Annotated in this window: 15 protein-coding genes; 5 read left to right on the plus strand and 10 right to left on the minus strand. The window is 67.6% G+C overall.

Going from position 1 to position 13,640, the window contains the following annotated elements:
- Nucleotides 1–61: 61 nt before the first annotated feature.
- Entirely contained in the window at nucleotides 62–1,231 is a 1,170-nt protein-coding gene (locus E3O06_RS08295) for a sensor histidine kinase (RefSeq protein ID WP_134502653.1), read from the minus strand.
- An 87-nt stretch (nucleotides 1,232–1,318) separates the two neighbouring features.
- A complete protein-coding gene (locus E3O06_RS08300) occupies nucleotides 1,319–1,447 on the minus strand; it encodes a winged helix-turn-helix domain-containing protein (protein ID WP_198415803.1) in 129 nt (42 codons plus the stop codon).
- A 120-nt stretch (nucleotides 1,448–1,567) separates the two neighbouring features.
- On the opposite strand from E3O06_RS08300, the gene E3O06_RS08305 reads away from it, so the two are divergent.
- Nucleotides 1,568–2,092 carry a hypothetical protein gene (locus tag E3O06_RS08305; protein ID WP_134502656.1) on the plus strand — a complete coding sequence of 175 codons (525 nt, stop codon included), beginning with the start codon at nucleotides 1,568–1,570 and terminating at the stop codon, nucleotides 2,090–2,092.
- Nucleotides 2,093–2,161: 69 nt separating this feature from the next.
- Here E3O06_RS08305 and E3O06_RS08310 read toward each other — a convergent pair whose 3' ends face one another.
- Entirely contained in the window at nucleotides 2,162–2,962 is an 801-nt protein-coding gene (locus E3O06_RS08310; RefSeq protein WP_166788147.1) for a nuclease-related domain-containing protein, read from the minus strand.
- 225 nt (nucleotides 2,963–3,187) lie between these two features.
- Here E3O06_RS08310 and E3O06_RS08315 point away from each other — a divergent pair, with 225 nt between their 5' ends.
- Nucleotides 3,188–3,757 (plus strand): PepSY domain-containing protein, encoded by a 570-nt coding sequence (locus E3O06_RS08315; protein ID WP_134502661.1) that lies wholly within the window; start codon nucleotides 3,188–3,190, stop codon nucleotides 3,755–3,757.
- Between the two features lie 49 nt (nucleotides 3,758–3,806).
- Here the strand turns inward: E3O06_RS08315 and rraA are convergent, their stop codons facing one another.
- From rraA to E3O06_RS08330, 3 genes are read right to left on the minus strand one after another with little or no spacing between them, the layout of a single operon-like run.
- Nucleotides 3,807–4,274 carry a ribonuclease E activity regulator RraA gene (gene rraA, locus E3O06_RS08320; protein WP_134502663.1) on the minus strand — a complete coding sequence of 156 codons (468 nt, stop codon included), beginning with the start codon at nucleotides 4,272–4,274 and terminating at the stop codon, nucleotides 3,807–3,809.
- A gap of 45 nt (nucleotides 4,275–4,319) precedes the next feature.
- A complete protein-coding gene (gene menC / locus E3O06_RS08325; RefSeq protein WP_134502666.1) occupies nucleotides 4,320–5,429 on the minus strand; it encodes an o-succinylbenzoate synthase in 1,110 nt (369 codons plus the stop codon).
- Nucleotides 5,426–6,289, minus strand: coding sequence for a chorismate synthase (locus tag E3O06_RS08330; protein WP_134502669.1), 864 nt, complete (start codon nucleotides 6,287–6,289; stop codon nucleotides 5,426–5,428). Before E3O06_RS08330 ends, menC begins: the two co-directional genes overlap by 4 nt.
- Before the next feature lie 147 nt (nucleotides 6,290–6,436).
- Here E3O06_RS08330 and E3O06_RS08335 point away from each other — a divergent pair, with 147 nt between their 5' ends.
- Nucleotides 6,437–8,242 carry an HNH endonuclease signature motif containing protein gene (locus E3O06_RS08335; RefSeq protein WP_134502671.1) on the plus strand — a complete coding sequence of 602 codons (1,806 nt, stop codon included), beginning with the start codon at nucleotides 6,437–6,439 and terminating at the stop codon, nucleotides 8,240–8,242.
- Between the two features lie 4 nt (nucleotides 8,243–8,246).
- Here the strand turns inward: E3O06_RS08335 and E3O06_RS17520 are convergent, their stop codons facing one another.
- A complete protein-coding gene (locus tag E3O06_RS17520; RefSeq protein WP_166788141.1) occupies nucleotides 8,247–8,405 on the minus strand; it encodes a hypothetical protein in 159 nt (52 codons plus the stop codon).
- A 7-nt stretch (nucleotides 8,406–8,412) separates the two neighbouring features.
- Here E3O06_RS17520 and E3O06_RS08340 point away from each other — a divergent pair, with 7 nt between their 5' ends.
- The gene (locus tag E3O06_RS08340; RefSeq protein ID WP_134502673.1) at nucleotides 8,413–8,682 is read left to right on the plus strand and encodes an acylphosphatase; all 270 of its coding nucleotides are present in this window, start codon (nucleotides 8,413–8,415) and stop codon (nucleotides 8,680–8,682) included.
- Nucleotides 8,683–8,754: 72 nt separating this feature from the next.
- Nucleotides 8,755–9,408, plus strand: coding sequence for a Pr6Pr family membrane protein (locus E3O06_RS08345; protein WP_134502675.1), 654 nt, complete (start codon nucleotides 8,755–8,757; stop codon nucleotides 9,406–9,408).
- 1 nt (nucleotide 9,409) lies between these two features.
- Here the strand turns inward: E3O06_RS08345 and E3O06_RS08350 are convergent, their stop codons facing one another.
- The 3 genes from E3O06_RS08350 to E3O06_RS08360 all read right to left on the minus strand — a co-directional run bounded on the left by E3O06_RS08350 (nucleotide 9,410) and on the right by E3O06_RS08360 (nucleotide 13,615).
- Entirely contained in the window at nucleotides 9,410–10,819 is a 1,410-nt protein-coding gene (locus E3O06_RS08350) for a flavin monoamine oxidase family protein (protein WP_134502677.1), read from the minus strand.
- 408 nt (nucleotides 10,820–11,227) lie between these two features.
- A complete protein-coding gene (locus tag E3O06_RS08355) occupies nucleotides 11,228–12,031 on the minus strand; it encodes an SDR family oxidoreductase (protein ID WP_134502678.1) in 804 nt (267 codons plus the stop codon).
- 15 nt (nucleotides 12,032–12,046) lie between these two features.
- Nucleotides 12,047–13,615, minus strand: coding sequence for a DUF7059 domain-containing protein (locus tag E3O06_RS08360; protein ID WP_134502680.1), 1,569 nt, complete (start codon nucleotides 13,613–13,615; stop codon nucleotides 12,047–12,049).
- Nucleotides 13,616–13,640 lie beyond the last annotated feature (25 nt).

Raw genomic sequence — 13,640 nt, forward strand, 5'->3', positions numbered from 1 at the left:
TCACCGCAAGACCCCCAGAATGGGTGACTTTTCACCAAGCTGATGCCGCCCACTCGCTGCCTCAGGCGGGGGCCAGGGGCAGGGTCAGGGCGAACCGGGCACCGCGCGGCTCGGCTGCCACAGCGCCGCCGACCGGAGAAACCGGATCGCGGCACTCGAGGGTGCCACCGTGGGTTCGGGCGAGAGCGCGGGCAATCGACAGACCCAGGCCGGAACCGCCGCGATTGCTGGCCCGCGACGGGTCGAGGCGCACGAACCGTTCGAAGATACGCTCCCGGTCGACCTCGGGGACACCTCCTCCGGAATCGGTCACCTCGAGTTGTGCGGCGCCGTTGACAACGACCAGGCTCGTGCGGATGCTCGCGCCCACCTCGGTGGCGTTGCGCGCGTTCCCGAGCAGGTTCGTCACGATCTGGGCCAACCTCTGCGCGTCGCCGCTCACCCACACGTCGGGTGCGACCGTCACCTCGAACTCGCGGCTGGCCCCGAGCAGACGCTGCTCGGCGACGACACCGCGGGTGAGTGCTGAGAGGTCGACCGGTGCGAACGCCGCGCCCGGGTCGCCCTGGTCGAGCCTCGTTATCAGCAGCAGGTCGTCGACCAGCCGGGCGGCCCGTTGCGTCTGCTGGATCATGCCGACCGTGAGGCTCTCCCGCTCGGCGCGGGGCGGATTGTCGCGCAGCAGGGTTTCCGCGCTCGCCTGCAGGCCGGCGACGGGGGTGCGCAGCTCGCGGGAGACGTCGGCGAGGAGCTGGCGCATCCGCTCCTCGGCAGCGGCCGCGACCTGGGCTGCGTCGCGGGCCGTGGTCTCGGCGGCTTGCGCCTCGGCGGCGGTCTGGGTGACCGAGACTCGGTCGCCGCTCTGCGAGACGACGGCGCCCGGCACGGTCTCGGCATGGGGCGGGGCGCCCGGGCCACGGTCGCCAACACGGCCGCCATCCGGATCGCCGCCGGGAGTGGGATCGGCCCGGCCATAAACCGTGTCGCCGCCGACCGAGTACGTCACGGTGACGCCGTCGCCGGTCAGTCGGTTCGCCAGGCTCTGCGCTTCGAGGCCCTCTTCGGCCAGAATCTGCGCGTAGCCGGCCCGGTCGATCAGTCGCTGCTGCAGGTCGGCGCGCAACTGTTCGCCGAGCACGAGGTTGACCAGAATTCCGACCGTCACCAGCACGATGGTGAGCATCGCCAGGACGGCGGCGACGACTCGCACTCGCAGAGAGGTGGTGCGCATGGGCGTACTTTCGCAGAAGCGGATAAACGGATGCCGCGTTCGCGACGAGCACCGGCATCCGCTGTCGCGGGGCAGCGCCGAGTCGGGTCAGCCGGTGAGGCGGTAGCCGATCCCCCGCACGGTGTGGATGAGACGGGGACCGTTGGCGTCGAGTTTGCGGCGGAGCGTGCTCACGTAGGCCTCGACCAGGTTGGGGCCAAACTGAACGTTTGCTATGCGCCGGCTGACTGTTTATCGGCCCCGGGCAAGATTCAGTTCGTCTTCAGATTCGCCCCCAAGGCTGAAAAAAGAGCAACCGGCTTGACCCCCACTTTTGTCACTGCGTCAGGAGACACCATGACCCGCACCAACGATTCCCAGCCCACCGACCCGACCGAGGCACTCGACTCTCAGTCGGCCCTGCCCTACGACGCGCAGGCCACCGTGCCCTACGACTCCAACGCGACCGTCCCGTTCAACGACGCACCTTTGAACAACGCACCCCTGAACGCCGCGGCTGCCGGTTATGCCACTCCGGACGCTCCATTCGACCCCGCCACGCCGAAGAAGCGCGCCTGGTACCGCAAGCCGGTCGTCTTCGGCAGCGTCGCGGCCGCTGCGCTCCTTCTCGGAGGCGCCGGGATCGGCTTCGGAATTGGTGCCAACGTCGGTTCGAACGCCGAATTGGCGTCGAACAATTCCAGCATCTCCGACGGACCCGGCGACGCGCACGACGATTCGGCCCCCAGGGCTGGTCACTCGCTCGGTGAAGGCGGCCCCGGTGAAGGCGGCCCGCGAGGAACGGATGACGGCACCCTTCCGGTCGCACCGATCACCCCCACGGATACACCGACTGGCGCGCCGGCGGTCCCGAACTCCTAGCCCCTGACCAGCCGCTCTGCTCCTGCGAATCCCAAGGGCCGAGCGGCTGTGCTGTGCCCGCGTCTCGCGCTACAACACGCTCACGAGACGGGGCAAGGTCAGAAGAAGTTCCAGCGCCGCCACGCTGGTGAGCACCATTCCCAGCGGCAACCACAACCGGCGGGTGCGACGGGCACGAGCCACTTCGGCTTCGAGCACACCGAATCGCTGCAGAATCTCGGCCGGCTCGAGCGCGGCGAGGGCCTGCCAGAGCACCGGATTCTCCACGAACCCGGCAATTTCCAGCCGGTCGAGGGGCGCCAGCACCGGAGGCAGCCCCTGAAGCCACACGCACAGGTTGGCCGCCTCGATGATTTTCACCCGCGACGGCGGCGCCTTCACGGTGACGCTCTTGGTATCGACGAGCACGACGACACCGTGCACTGAAGCGGCGCGCGGCATCCGTTGGGCGAAAAGAGTGGTGAGGCAGACGGCTTCGTATTCCGCTTCCCTTATATAGGGAATCTTGCGGGCACCGACCAGAACGCTGCGCCCGGCGACCTGCACGGCTTTGCGGGCCTGCCGGTCGGAATGGAGCGCGAACACGCCGCCCGGGCCGATCACGAGATGGTCGACGTCGGCGCCACTGTCGCCGACCGGGAGGGAATGAAAGACGATCCATTCCCGCGGCAGTTCGGCCAGAGCCAGCCCCACCGCGATTTCGGCGCGGGCGGCGTCGAAGCACCGAACGGCGTCGGCGCCGAGCGGGGAGCGACCGATCAGGCGTTCCAGCGGATTACGAGGCGCGACCAAGCGCTGCTCCAGCAGGAGCACTTCTATGATCGACTGCGCAGGGCAACGCTGTCGCATGATCGGAGCATCGATGGTCACGGTTCTCCTGTTCGGGTGTTTGAATATATCCGTCCCGAGGATGACCGCAAGAGCCCCCATTTGGGGCACTTGCGCGTGGGGGCCGATCGGCGCGCCGGTGAATTGGCTGTGGCTTGCGAGCGCACGTTAGGGGGCGTATATACCTTCGCTTAGGCTGAGTCAGCAACTTAGGCCGGCCGTTTGGTCCCCTGCGCCTGGGGGCTCCAACGTAAAGGCACCTGCACCATGAACAAGAAGAATATTCTCATCGCCACGGCCGTAGGAGTCGTACTCGTCTTGGGCGGCGCGGGCGTCGCCCTGGCCGTCAGTGACATGGGCGACAACGACGGCCCGCTCTCCGGCGAGACCCTCGACCGTGCGAGCAACGCCGCCCTCGCCGAAGTCGGTCCGGGCACCGTGACGAGCGCCGAGCGCAACGATGACGGCGGCAGCGCCTACGACCTCGAGGTGCGTCTCGACGATGGAACCACGGTCGACGTTGAGCTCAACGATTCCTTCGACGTGGTCTGGGTCGGCGACTACGACAGCGACAACAACTCATTGAACAGCTCAGCAGCGCCGAGCGCCAGCGCCACCGCCACCACCACCGCCACCGACCTGGCCGCCAGCGAGCGAGCCAGTGCCGAAGCCGCCGCCCTCGCCGCGATCGGCAGCGGACGCGTCACCGACTTCGACCGGGACGACGACTGGGATCACCTCTACGAGGTTGAGGTCACCCTCGACGACGGCAGCGATAGCGACGTCGACCTCGACGCCAATTTCGTCGTCGTGAGCATTGACGACGTGCAGCAGTAAGTCTGTTTCGGTGAAGCGCTGGGCGAATTCGCTCAGCGCTTCAGCGACGTCAGCGTTCGACCAGAATGCCGTCTTCATCGCAGTACACGGTGCGTCCGGGAGTGAAGACCACGCCGGCGAACTCGACGACAGCATCCGCTACCCCTGAGCCGGTCTTGGAACTCTTGCGAGGGTTACTGCCGAGGGCTTTCACCCCGAGGTCGAGGGCGCCGATCGCGACCCGGTCGCGCACGGCGCCGTTGATGATCGCGCCGGACCAGCCGTTCGCGACGGCGAGGTCGGCGATCATGTCGCCCATCAGCGCCGAGTTGAGGGAGCCGCCACCGTCGATGACGAGTACGGCGCCGTCACCGGGTGTGGACAGGATCGACTTGAGCAGGGCGTTGTCTTCGAAGCAGACGACCGTGCGGATCGGGCCGCTGAAGCGGGCTCGCCCACCGATCGTCTGAAACTGCAGGGGTACGGATTGCAGCTCGTCGCCACGCTCGTCGTACAAATCGGCGGTCAACACGGTCATTGTTCCTCCAGGGTTTCGTTGCTTCCAGAGTAGGCCCCGCGCCAGCTAGAAACGGATGCTGGTGCTGCTGGCGGTGACGCTGGCCAACACGTCGGGCAGCACCGCCACGCCGATGCCGGGGCCGGTCGGTACTCGTAGATGCCCGTTCTCAAGCTCAAACGGTGCGGTAAGATCCTGCGCGAAGTACCGGTTGGAGGCCGACGTGTCGCCCGGCAGTACGAAGTTCGGCAGGGCGGCGAGGGCCACATTGGCCGCGCGGCCGATGCCGGTTTCGAGCATTCCGCCGCACCACACGGGCACGCCGTGGGCCGCCGCGACATCGTGGATACGGCGCGCCTCAAGGTAGCCGCCGACTCGAGCCGGCTTGACGTTGATGATGCTGCAGGCGCCGAGGGTGATCGCTGTGGCGGCGTCGCGAGCCGATTCGATCGACTCGTCGAGGCAGATCGGCGTCGTGATGAGTTTGGCCAGGTTGGCGTGACCGAGCATGTCGTTTTCCTTCATCGGCTGTTCCATCAGCAGCAGGTCGAAGGGGTCGAGCAGGGCGAGGTGGCGGGCATCGGCGAGGGTGTACGCGGTGTTGGCGTCGACCTGCAGCAGCATGTCGGGGCCGAATTTTTCGCGCACGGCTCGCACCGGTTCCAGGTCCCAGCCCGGTTCGATCTTCAGTTTGATCCGCAGGTACCCCTCGGCGAGATAGCCGGCGACGGCGTCGAGCAGTTCCGGGATCGAGTCCATGATGCCGACCGAGACCCCGGCCGGCACGGTGTCGCGCACCGCGCCGAGGTGACTGCCGAACGAGACGCCGGTTGTCTTCAGCTGTGCGTCGAGGATGGCGGTTTCGAGCACGGCCTTGCTCATCATGTGCCCCTTGACCGGTTCGAGCGCGGTGGCCACGAGTTCGGCACTGAGCCGGTTGCCGAGCGCCTGCAGCCGGGGCACGAGGTGGTCGCGAATGACCAGGTCGCTCGCGTCCAGAAATTCACTGCTGTAGAGCGGATGCGGGTCGGCGGCGCACTCGGCCCAGCCCTCGGCATCCGCTGTGATGACGCGCAGGACGGTGACTTCCCGCTCGGTGGAGGTGCCGAAGGACGTGCGGAACGGCCGCACCAACGGCAGGTGCACGCGACGCAGTTCGATGGTCTCGATTTTCATTCTGTTCCTCCTGGTGCGAGTCGGTACCAGCCGTCACGGCTGACCCCGCGGGCTATATGCCCGGAAGCGAATACATCGGTAAAAATAGAGCGGATGCTGCTCCGCCACTCGGCGGCGACCTGCGGGCTCTGCGCGCGCAGCGCCACAATATCGTTGGGAACCCGGCACCACAGGGCTCCGTGCGCGTTCACCAGAACGGGGTCGCCGTCGGGGCCTTCTTTGAGCACATCGCTGCGGCTGAAGGACGGGTGGTCGACCGGGATCGGACGGTCTTCGCTGCAGGCCGCGGTCTCCGCACTCGTGAGCGGCCAGACGGCGACCAGACGATCGCTCTCGTCGTTGGCGTTCATGTCGCCCTGCATCGGTCCGTAGAAATCAACGGCGTACTCGCTCGCGTCGGCGCCGAGTTTGCTGAGATTGAATCGGGCGTTGCGGCTCACCAGGGGGTCGAAGGTCCAGGTCATCTCGGTGAGGTCACGCGCCAGGCCCCAGGCCCGCTGGTGCTGCTTGAGAGCGAAGCCCACACCCCGGTCGCTGATGCCCGACGCAACGCCGGCGATGAGGGAGTACATCGACTGGGACTGCGGGGTTACGATCGCCGCGGCAGCGCCGATGATTCTGCCGGTCTGGTCGCGCGCCGCGGTCACATTACAGCCCGCATGACTGATGCTGCGCAGGAGCTCGGACGGAATGGCACTCTCGCCGGGCGGCAGCAGCCAAATCCGGTTGAACAGGGCTTCGATTTCTAGGAAACCGGCAAGGCTGCCCTCGTCGCTCACCCGCACGCCAGCCGAATGGGCCGCGACCAGGGCCGCGGTTTCGGCCTGTTGGGTGAGGGCGGCGCGTTCTGTCGGCAACATCTGACCAGTGTGGCAGTCTCAGCCGCTACCGGACTGCCCGAGTCCATCTGAGAACGGCGCTTGCTGCCCGAATACGTCTACGCAGAGAATTCCCAATATATCTGAGTATCCCTCGACTTGCCGGGCTGAGCTTGGTACACTTGTTCTATGAGCCAGCGCGGCGACACCCCCCAGCCGGGCCTCGTCGATCCGTTCTTCGCGGCCCACGGCTACCGGCCGTCCACCCCCGAGGAGCGCGCTGAATTTGATGCGTTCTGGGCGCAGTACCAGGCTGATTGGCGGGTCGAGATCGCCGAAGGCCTCGGGCAATTCGCTCCGTACGACGGCCTCGAAGACGTCGATACCGAGCTCGTCAGCACGGACCCCTTCAGCACGGGCCCCTTCGTCGCGGCTCCTGTCGGCCGGGCGTCCTACCGCCGTGAGATGCCTGACGGTCCGCCTGTGCCGGCCGGTCTGGACCTGACCGAGGTGTTTGCCGCGGTGCCGCTCGAGCATCGGTTCGATGACGACCTGCGTGAGGAGTTCCTCTACGCCGAGTATCTCCGCACCGAGCACGACATTGAGGATGAACCGGGCGAGGCGCTGCCGGCCGACAGCCCGGCCGACGGTTTGAGTCCGTTCCAGCGGCACCAAGCGCAGTTCGTCGACCGGGTGCGCTACTTCGAGAAGGTGATCGCCTGGGCGCAGGCGAGCAAGGCGGAGGTCCTTACCGACGCCTGGGACTACACCACCAACACCGCCGAAACCGGCCGGCCCCTGGCCGGGCCCGGGCACGAGCACGACTGGGACGCGACCTTCGCCGCCCAACAAGGCCTCGTCGCCGAGATGGCCTGCGCACTCCGCATCCCCAACGGCACCGCCTCCGGCCTCCTCCGGGACAGCCGCGTGCTGGTGCACTCCCGCACCCAGACCCTCGATGCCCTCCGCACCGGGCAGATCTCCCTGCGGCATGTGCGCCAGATGCTCGACCAGCTGGGCTCCGTCCCGCAGCCCGCCCGCACCGAACTCGAGGCGGTGCTGCTGCCGCACGCCAAACGCCTCACGCCGACGCAGTTCGACGGTAAGGCCCGCAAATTGCGGGAACGGTTCCACCCTGACAGCATCACCGTGCGCCGGGCGAAATGCCTCGCCGACCGCCGGGTGCAGTTCTTCCCCGACAAAGACGGCATGGCCACGCTCTGGCTCCGCGCCGCCGGTGACGACCTCCAGGCCGTGTACACCCGCATCACCGATGCCGCGATCAGCCTGCAAGGCCCGGGCGAATCCCGCACCCTGAGTGAACTCCGCGCCGACGTCGCTGTCGACCTGCTGCAGCAGGGCGTCACCGGCACCGGCCTCGGCGCCGGGTTGACCGCGAACGTCAATATCACCGTGCCGGTGCTCACCCTGATGGGCAAGAGCGAGGAGCCCGCCGACCTGGAAGGGTACGGGCCGATCGACCCGGAGACTGCCCGCCGGCTGGCCGGGACCGCGACGAGTTTCCTGCGGGTCCTCACCCACCCGCACACCGGCATCGTCCTCGACGTCAGCGCCGAACCCTTCCGGGTGCCCGCAAGCCTGAAGAAATACCTGCGGCTACGCGATGGAACCTGCCGCTTCCCCGGTTGCAACCGCTCCGCCGGGCACAGCGACCTCGACCACACCATCGACAAACAATTCGGCGGCCCCACCACCGCCACCAACCTGCACTTCCTCTCCCCGGCACACCACAACCTGAAGCACTTCAGCGACTGGAAAGCCGTCGCCGACCCCGACGGCACCCTGCACTGGACCAGCCCCGCCGGCAAACACTACGCCACCGACCCCGCCACCCGCATCAGCCCACCGCGACAACACACCGAACCAGCATCACCAGCACCACCCCCGGCGGCTGCACCACCCAGGCCAGACCCATGGACCTCGGCCGGGGACAGCATCTGGAATATCGACAACCCTGACCCCGACCCGTTCTAACCGGCTATTCCTTGAGGTCGAGCATGGGCGTCGGTCGGCGAAACCCGCGGGTGAGCACCAGCAGGTAGACGAATCCGACCGGCAGGTTCGCCTCGGTCGAGGCCCACAGACCGACATCAGTAAGAACCGCGCGGGTCGCGCGGAGGCGGAGACGGGCGCACAATAGTGGGGTGATTCGCAAACGAGTACTCGCGCGCGGCGAGGTGCAGGGCGTCGGATTTCGCTACCACGCCCGGGCCCAGGCTCTGCACCTCGGGTTGGTCGGGTATGCCCGCAACCGGCAGGACGGGTCGGTGGAACTCGAGATTGAGGGGCGGGAAGAACCCATTTCGCGCATGCTGCTGTGGCTACAGACCGGACCGCGCTACGCCTTGGTGACCGCCCTCGAGGTGAGTGATATCGCCGCAATCGGCGAGAGCGAGTTTCAGATCACCGACTGAGGTCGGGGGCCGCCCGGCGCTGGCGTAGCGTTAGCCTATGACCGCGCGCAGGAGCCCCGCCGGGGGGCGGCAATGAGAGCGCGCACCGCGTTCGGTGTGGCGCGCCTGGGTCTGACGGCGGCGGGACTGGTCGCGCTGATCGGCTATTTTCAGTACACCCTCGGGGTGGCCACCTTTGCGATCGCGAACTTCTTCAGCTATTTCACGGTGCAGAGCGCCATCGCGTCAATCTTCGTCTTCGTGACGGCCGCCGTGGTGGCGTTACGACGGCCCACCGACCCGGCCTGGCTCGACATGTTGCGGGCCATGGTGACGACCTACATTCTGGTCTCGGGCGTGGTCTACGGAATCATCGTCTGGCAGTCTTCGGGGGCAAACTACTCGATCGAGGTGCCGTGGTCTAGCCAACTGCTGCATTTCGTGATTCCGACCTGCGCCCTGATCGACTGGATCGTCGACCCGTTCAAGGCCCGCCTGCCGTGGAAATATCTCGGCTGGGCCATTGTTTTTCCGGTGTTCTGGCTGGTCTTCACCCTTATTCGCGGACCGATCGTTGGGTGGTACCCGTACTTCTTTCTCGACGCCCGCCAGGTGAGCGGCCCGGGCGAGACCGTGTTTTATTGCCTGATCATCGTGGCGATCATCACCGGAATCGCGGCGCTGCTCACCTGGATCACGCGAGTGAAGCGGATGCCGCGCCACCTGCTTCCGTCTTGGCGCGCCTGAGCTATTCGTCCGGTACAGCGAGGAACGGCTCGAGCGCGGTGAGTGCTGCGGCCAGAAACTCGTCGTCGTCGAGTTCGCTCAACCTGGTTGCATTCTCGGCGGCGACCAGTCCCATGAGGATGGGCTCCCCGGTGAGCGGCATCATGTTGATCCACACCGGAAAGTCGGCGTCTTCGCCGACGATGGTCCAGAGCCGGGCAGCGGTGTCCCAGAACGGCACGTCGAAGCGCAGCCAGACCTTGTCGACCACGCCCATGCCCAGAGCCGCGATGGCACCCCGGTGGGCAAAGGGCAGCGCGGGCGAAAACTCGATCGCCGCAGCCTTCAGTACGCCGAGCGGCACCGTCACGATTACCCGATCTGCCGACAATGACTCGCCGGTGCCGAGCCGCAGGCTCACACCACGGTCGTCGTGGGCGATGCGGTTGACCACGCTCGAGAGCAACAGTTCGAGGCCCTCGGCGTCACTCGTCAGCAGGGTTGAGTAGCTGCCCACCACGATCTGATCATCGTCGGCGCTCGCAATGTCAGTCGTGTACCAGGCCGATTGCTGGCTCGGCGTCGCCCCGGTTTCGACCTTGAGCCTGGTGGCGATTTCGTACTCGAGCCAGTCGGCATCCGACAGCCCTTCGGCGTTCGGGGTGGTCGACAGGCCGGCTTCGCCCGAATCGACGAGGGCACGTTCGACCGAGACGTCCTGCTGCTGATCGGCCGCCCATTCGAGGGCGCCGGCGACGGCCTGGGCACCGAGCGGTGACACTTCGACGACCAAACCGGCCCGGGTGCGCACCTCGGGCGTGCGCACGAACGGCAGGAGTGTCACTCCGAGGGCGGTCAGCTCGTCATGCAGAAAATTTTCGGAGGTGCGGTGCACGAATGAGGGACCACGCTCGATCGGAAATGGCCAGTCGCCGCTGACCGTGTCGATGCGCCCACCGATACGGTCGCGGGCCTCGATCACGACCACAGTGAAACCGGCATCGACGAGCTGGCGGGCCGCGATGATGCCGGCAATACCGGCACCGACGACGATGATGCGTTCGCCGGGCGCTGCGACGTCCTGCACCTGGCTGGCCGCGAGCAAGCCCGACGCGCGCGCGCCCTGCACGGTGCCTGGCTCATCCCCCGCGGTGGCTTCACCGGCGAAGAACACCCGGGCGTCGATGGCCTGACCGAGGGCCGTGCGGTGCTCCGGCGTGGCGCCGACGGCGGCATAACTGAAGGAGCCCCGGGAGAATGGGTCGGTCGACCAGTTGGTGCGGGAGACCATGAGGGGCTGGGGCACCAGTGAGGGCGTGAGCGTGGTGGGCGAAGCGGATGGCGTCGGCACCGGCGCCGGCGCCACGCACGCTGCGAGGGCCAACACGGAAAAACCCGACGCCGTGCCGAGCAGAAAAGTGCGCCGCTTCACGACTGGCCCGGTTCAGAACGGTCAGTCGGTCCGGCGCCAGTCATGAGACCAAACTACCTCAGACCGTGTGGGTTGACGTTTTCTTCTCGAGGTAGTTAGTTAGTTGCATGACCAACTAACCCGTGAACCGAAGCGGGCGCAGCATCCACTGAAAGCAGGCAGTCCTTGATCGAAGCGGGCAAACCGATCTTCCTGCAGATCGCGTAGCAGATCGAGAACGACATCATCGATGGCGTCATCGAGGATGAGCCAGAAGTACCCAGACAGCTTTCGCCCGCAGCACGATTTCGCCGCCCGTGTGGCACGCAGGGCATCGCGGGCATCTTCGCCTGGCTGCTGGTGCCGGCAGCACTGGCCGGCTTCGGCGGGTTTCTGGCCCTGCGCCGGGCCACCCCGAAGAACTAAGCGTTACGCCGGGCGGCGCTCCTCAGCCACGGAGTTGCCGCCGTCGACGACGATCACCTGCCCGGTGACATAGGCAGCGCCGGGCGAGGCGAGGAACGCGATAACGGATGCGACCTCTGCCGGCGTACCGCTGCGCCCGGCCGGAACGAGCGCACCTTCCAGCGCTTCGCTCGTGAGCTGGGACCCGGTCGCGATCCAGCCCGGCGCCACGGCGTTGGACGTGATGCCGGCGGCGGCCTCGTCGACGGCGAGGGCGCGGGTCAGTCCGACCAGGCCGGCCTTGGCCGCAGCGTAGGCGACGTCGCCGCGGCTCGCCATGATCGATCCGCTCACGCTCGACACCGTCACGATGCGGCCCCAGCCGGCCGCGCGCATGAAACCGATCACCGCGCGCGTCGCGTGGAAAGCCGTGGAAAGGTTGATGGCGAGGGCGTGGTCCCATTCGGCGGGGCTGGTCAGGATGTCGCCGTGCCCCATCTCGGCGTCGCCGACGGCGACCATGCCGGCATTGTTCACGAGGATCGTCGGCTCGTACCCGCCCGCGGCGAGCGCCCCCTCAAGTTCCGCGGCTCCCTCGGACGAGTCGAGGGTGCAGACCATTCCGACGACGCCCCGGCCGGCTGCGGCGAGTTCCGCTGCCCGGTCGTGCACCCGCGCCGTCGTGCCGGTGAGAATCACCCGGGCGCCGAGGTCACCGAGCATCCGTGCGGCGGCAAAACCGATGCCGGTGGCGCTGCCCGCCCCGGTGACGAGCGCCGTGCGCCCGCCGAGGTCGAAGGCGGCCGGGAGCACGGGTGCAGGAGTCATGGCGTCAGGTTAGCGCTAGACCGGCTCCGGCACGGTCAGAAACCCGTCCACCAGCAGGTCGCGCACCTTGGGCAGCAGCTCGGCACTCAGCGCGACCTCATCGGCCTCGAGCAGCTGGGCGAGAGCACCGATGATGGCGCCGACCGCGAGGTCGCCGTCACAGGCACCGACCAGACCGGCGAGGGCCGTGTCGAGGGGTACCGCACGGCCGAATCCGCTGCCCTGGCGCAGGGTCATCACGGTCGGATCCTGCTGACCGGGCCAGTAGTGACGCTCCTCGGTGACGTCGGAGGCCACGGTGAGCTGCGTGCGCAGCAGACGCGCGTCATCCGTCTGCGCCTGCCAGTCGTGGGCGGTGAGGCACTCGGCGAGGTGCGCGCCGAGGCCGGCCGGGTTGTGACCGAGGGCGTCGGGCATCCGTTCGAGGCGGCGCAGGGTGGGCGGGGCGGAGGAATCGACCGGTCGGCGCAGCAGCAGGTAGCCGAACCCGACCCGGCGCACGCCACGCGCGTCGAAGTCGTTCAGCCAGGCGTCGTACAGTCGGTCGAAGTCGGGGCCCGGCCGGGTGCCGCCGTCACGAATCCAGGTCTCGGCGTATTCACCCGGCGACTGCACCTCGCGTTCGATGATCCACGCGTCGAGCGTTGAAGAAGGCGCCGCCGGGCCGGCGACCGGCGTGAGCCAGCCTTCGACCCGCTCGAAGGCATCCGTGTCGCCCGGATATTCCCAGTTGCCGAGCAGCTGCGCGACGCCGCCAGGCGTGAGATGGTCGGCGGCCCCGCGCACGACGGCTTCGACCAGGGCATCACCGACCATGCCGCCGTCGCGATACTCATAGTTCGGCACCCCCTCGGCGCGCGGCGTGATCACGAATGGCGGATTGGAGATGATGTGATCGAACCGCTCCCCCGCCACCGGCTCGAACAGGCTGCCCAGCCGAAACTCGATATTGTCGATGTCGTTGAGCTCGGCGTTGAGGGCGGCGAGTTCGAGCGCCCGCACCGAGATGTCGGTGGCGACAACATACTCGGCGTGCCGCGAGGCGTGCAACGCCTGGATTCCGCAACCCGTGCCGATGTCGAGCGCACGCCCGGCCCTGGTCGGCATCATGAGCCCGCTGAGGGTGCGCGAGGCTCCGCCGATGCCCAGAACGTGGGTTTCGCCGAGCGGATGCCCGAGCACCAGCTCCCCGAGATCGCTCACGATCCACCAGCTGCCGGCGCCGTGCGCGTCGATGAAGTTGTACGGGCGCAGGTCGACGATCGGGCGCACCCCGCCCTCACCGTCAGCAACGACGAGTCCGAGCTGTTCAGCCCCGGTCGCGCCGAGCTCCGGCAGCGCGGCGTCGAGGTCGGCGCGGGAGACCGGGTCGCCGAGCAGGAACAGCCCGGCGAGGGTCGCGGCCGGCTCTTTGCGCCCCAGTGTGGTGGCGAGCGCGGCGAGTGCCCGCCTGGCCGGAACCCGCTGGTTGCGCTGCAGGGCGGCGTCCGCTTCGATGCCCCACAAACCGGTCAGGCCGGGAACAGAGAAACGAGCGGCGGCGAGGTCGGAGCGCAGCCGAGGGAGGAGAGTTGCAGAAGTCACCTATCCATTCAACTCGATGTGCGCC

It is taken from the genome of Cryobacterium glaciale, from assembly GCF_004402535.1.
GTDB classification, from domain to species: Bacteria; Actinomycetota; Actinomycetes; order Actinomycetales; family Microbacteriaceae; genus Cryobacterium; species Cryobacterium glaciale.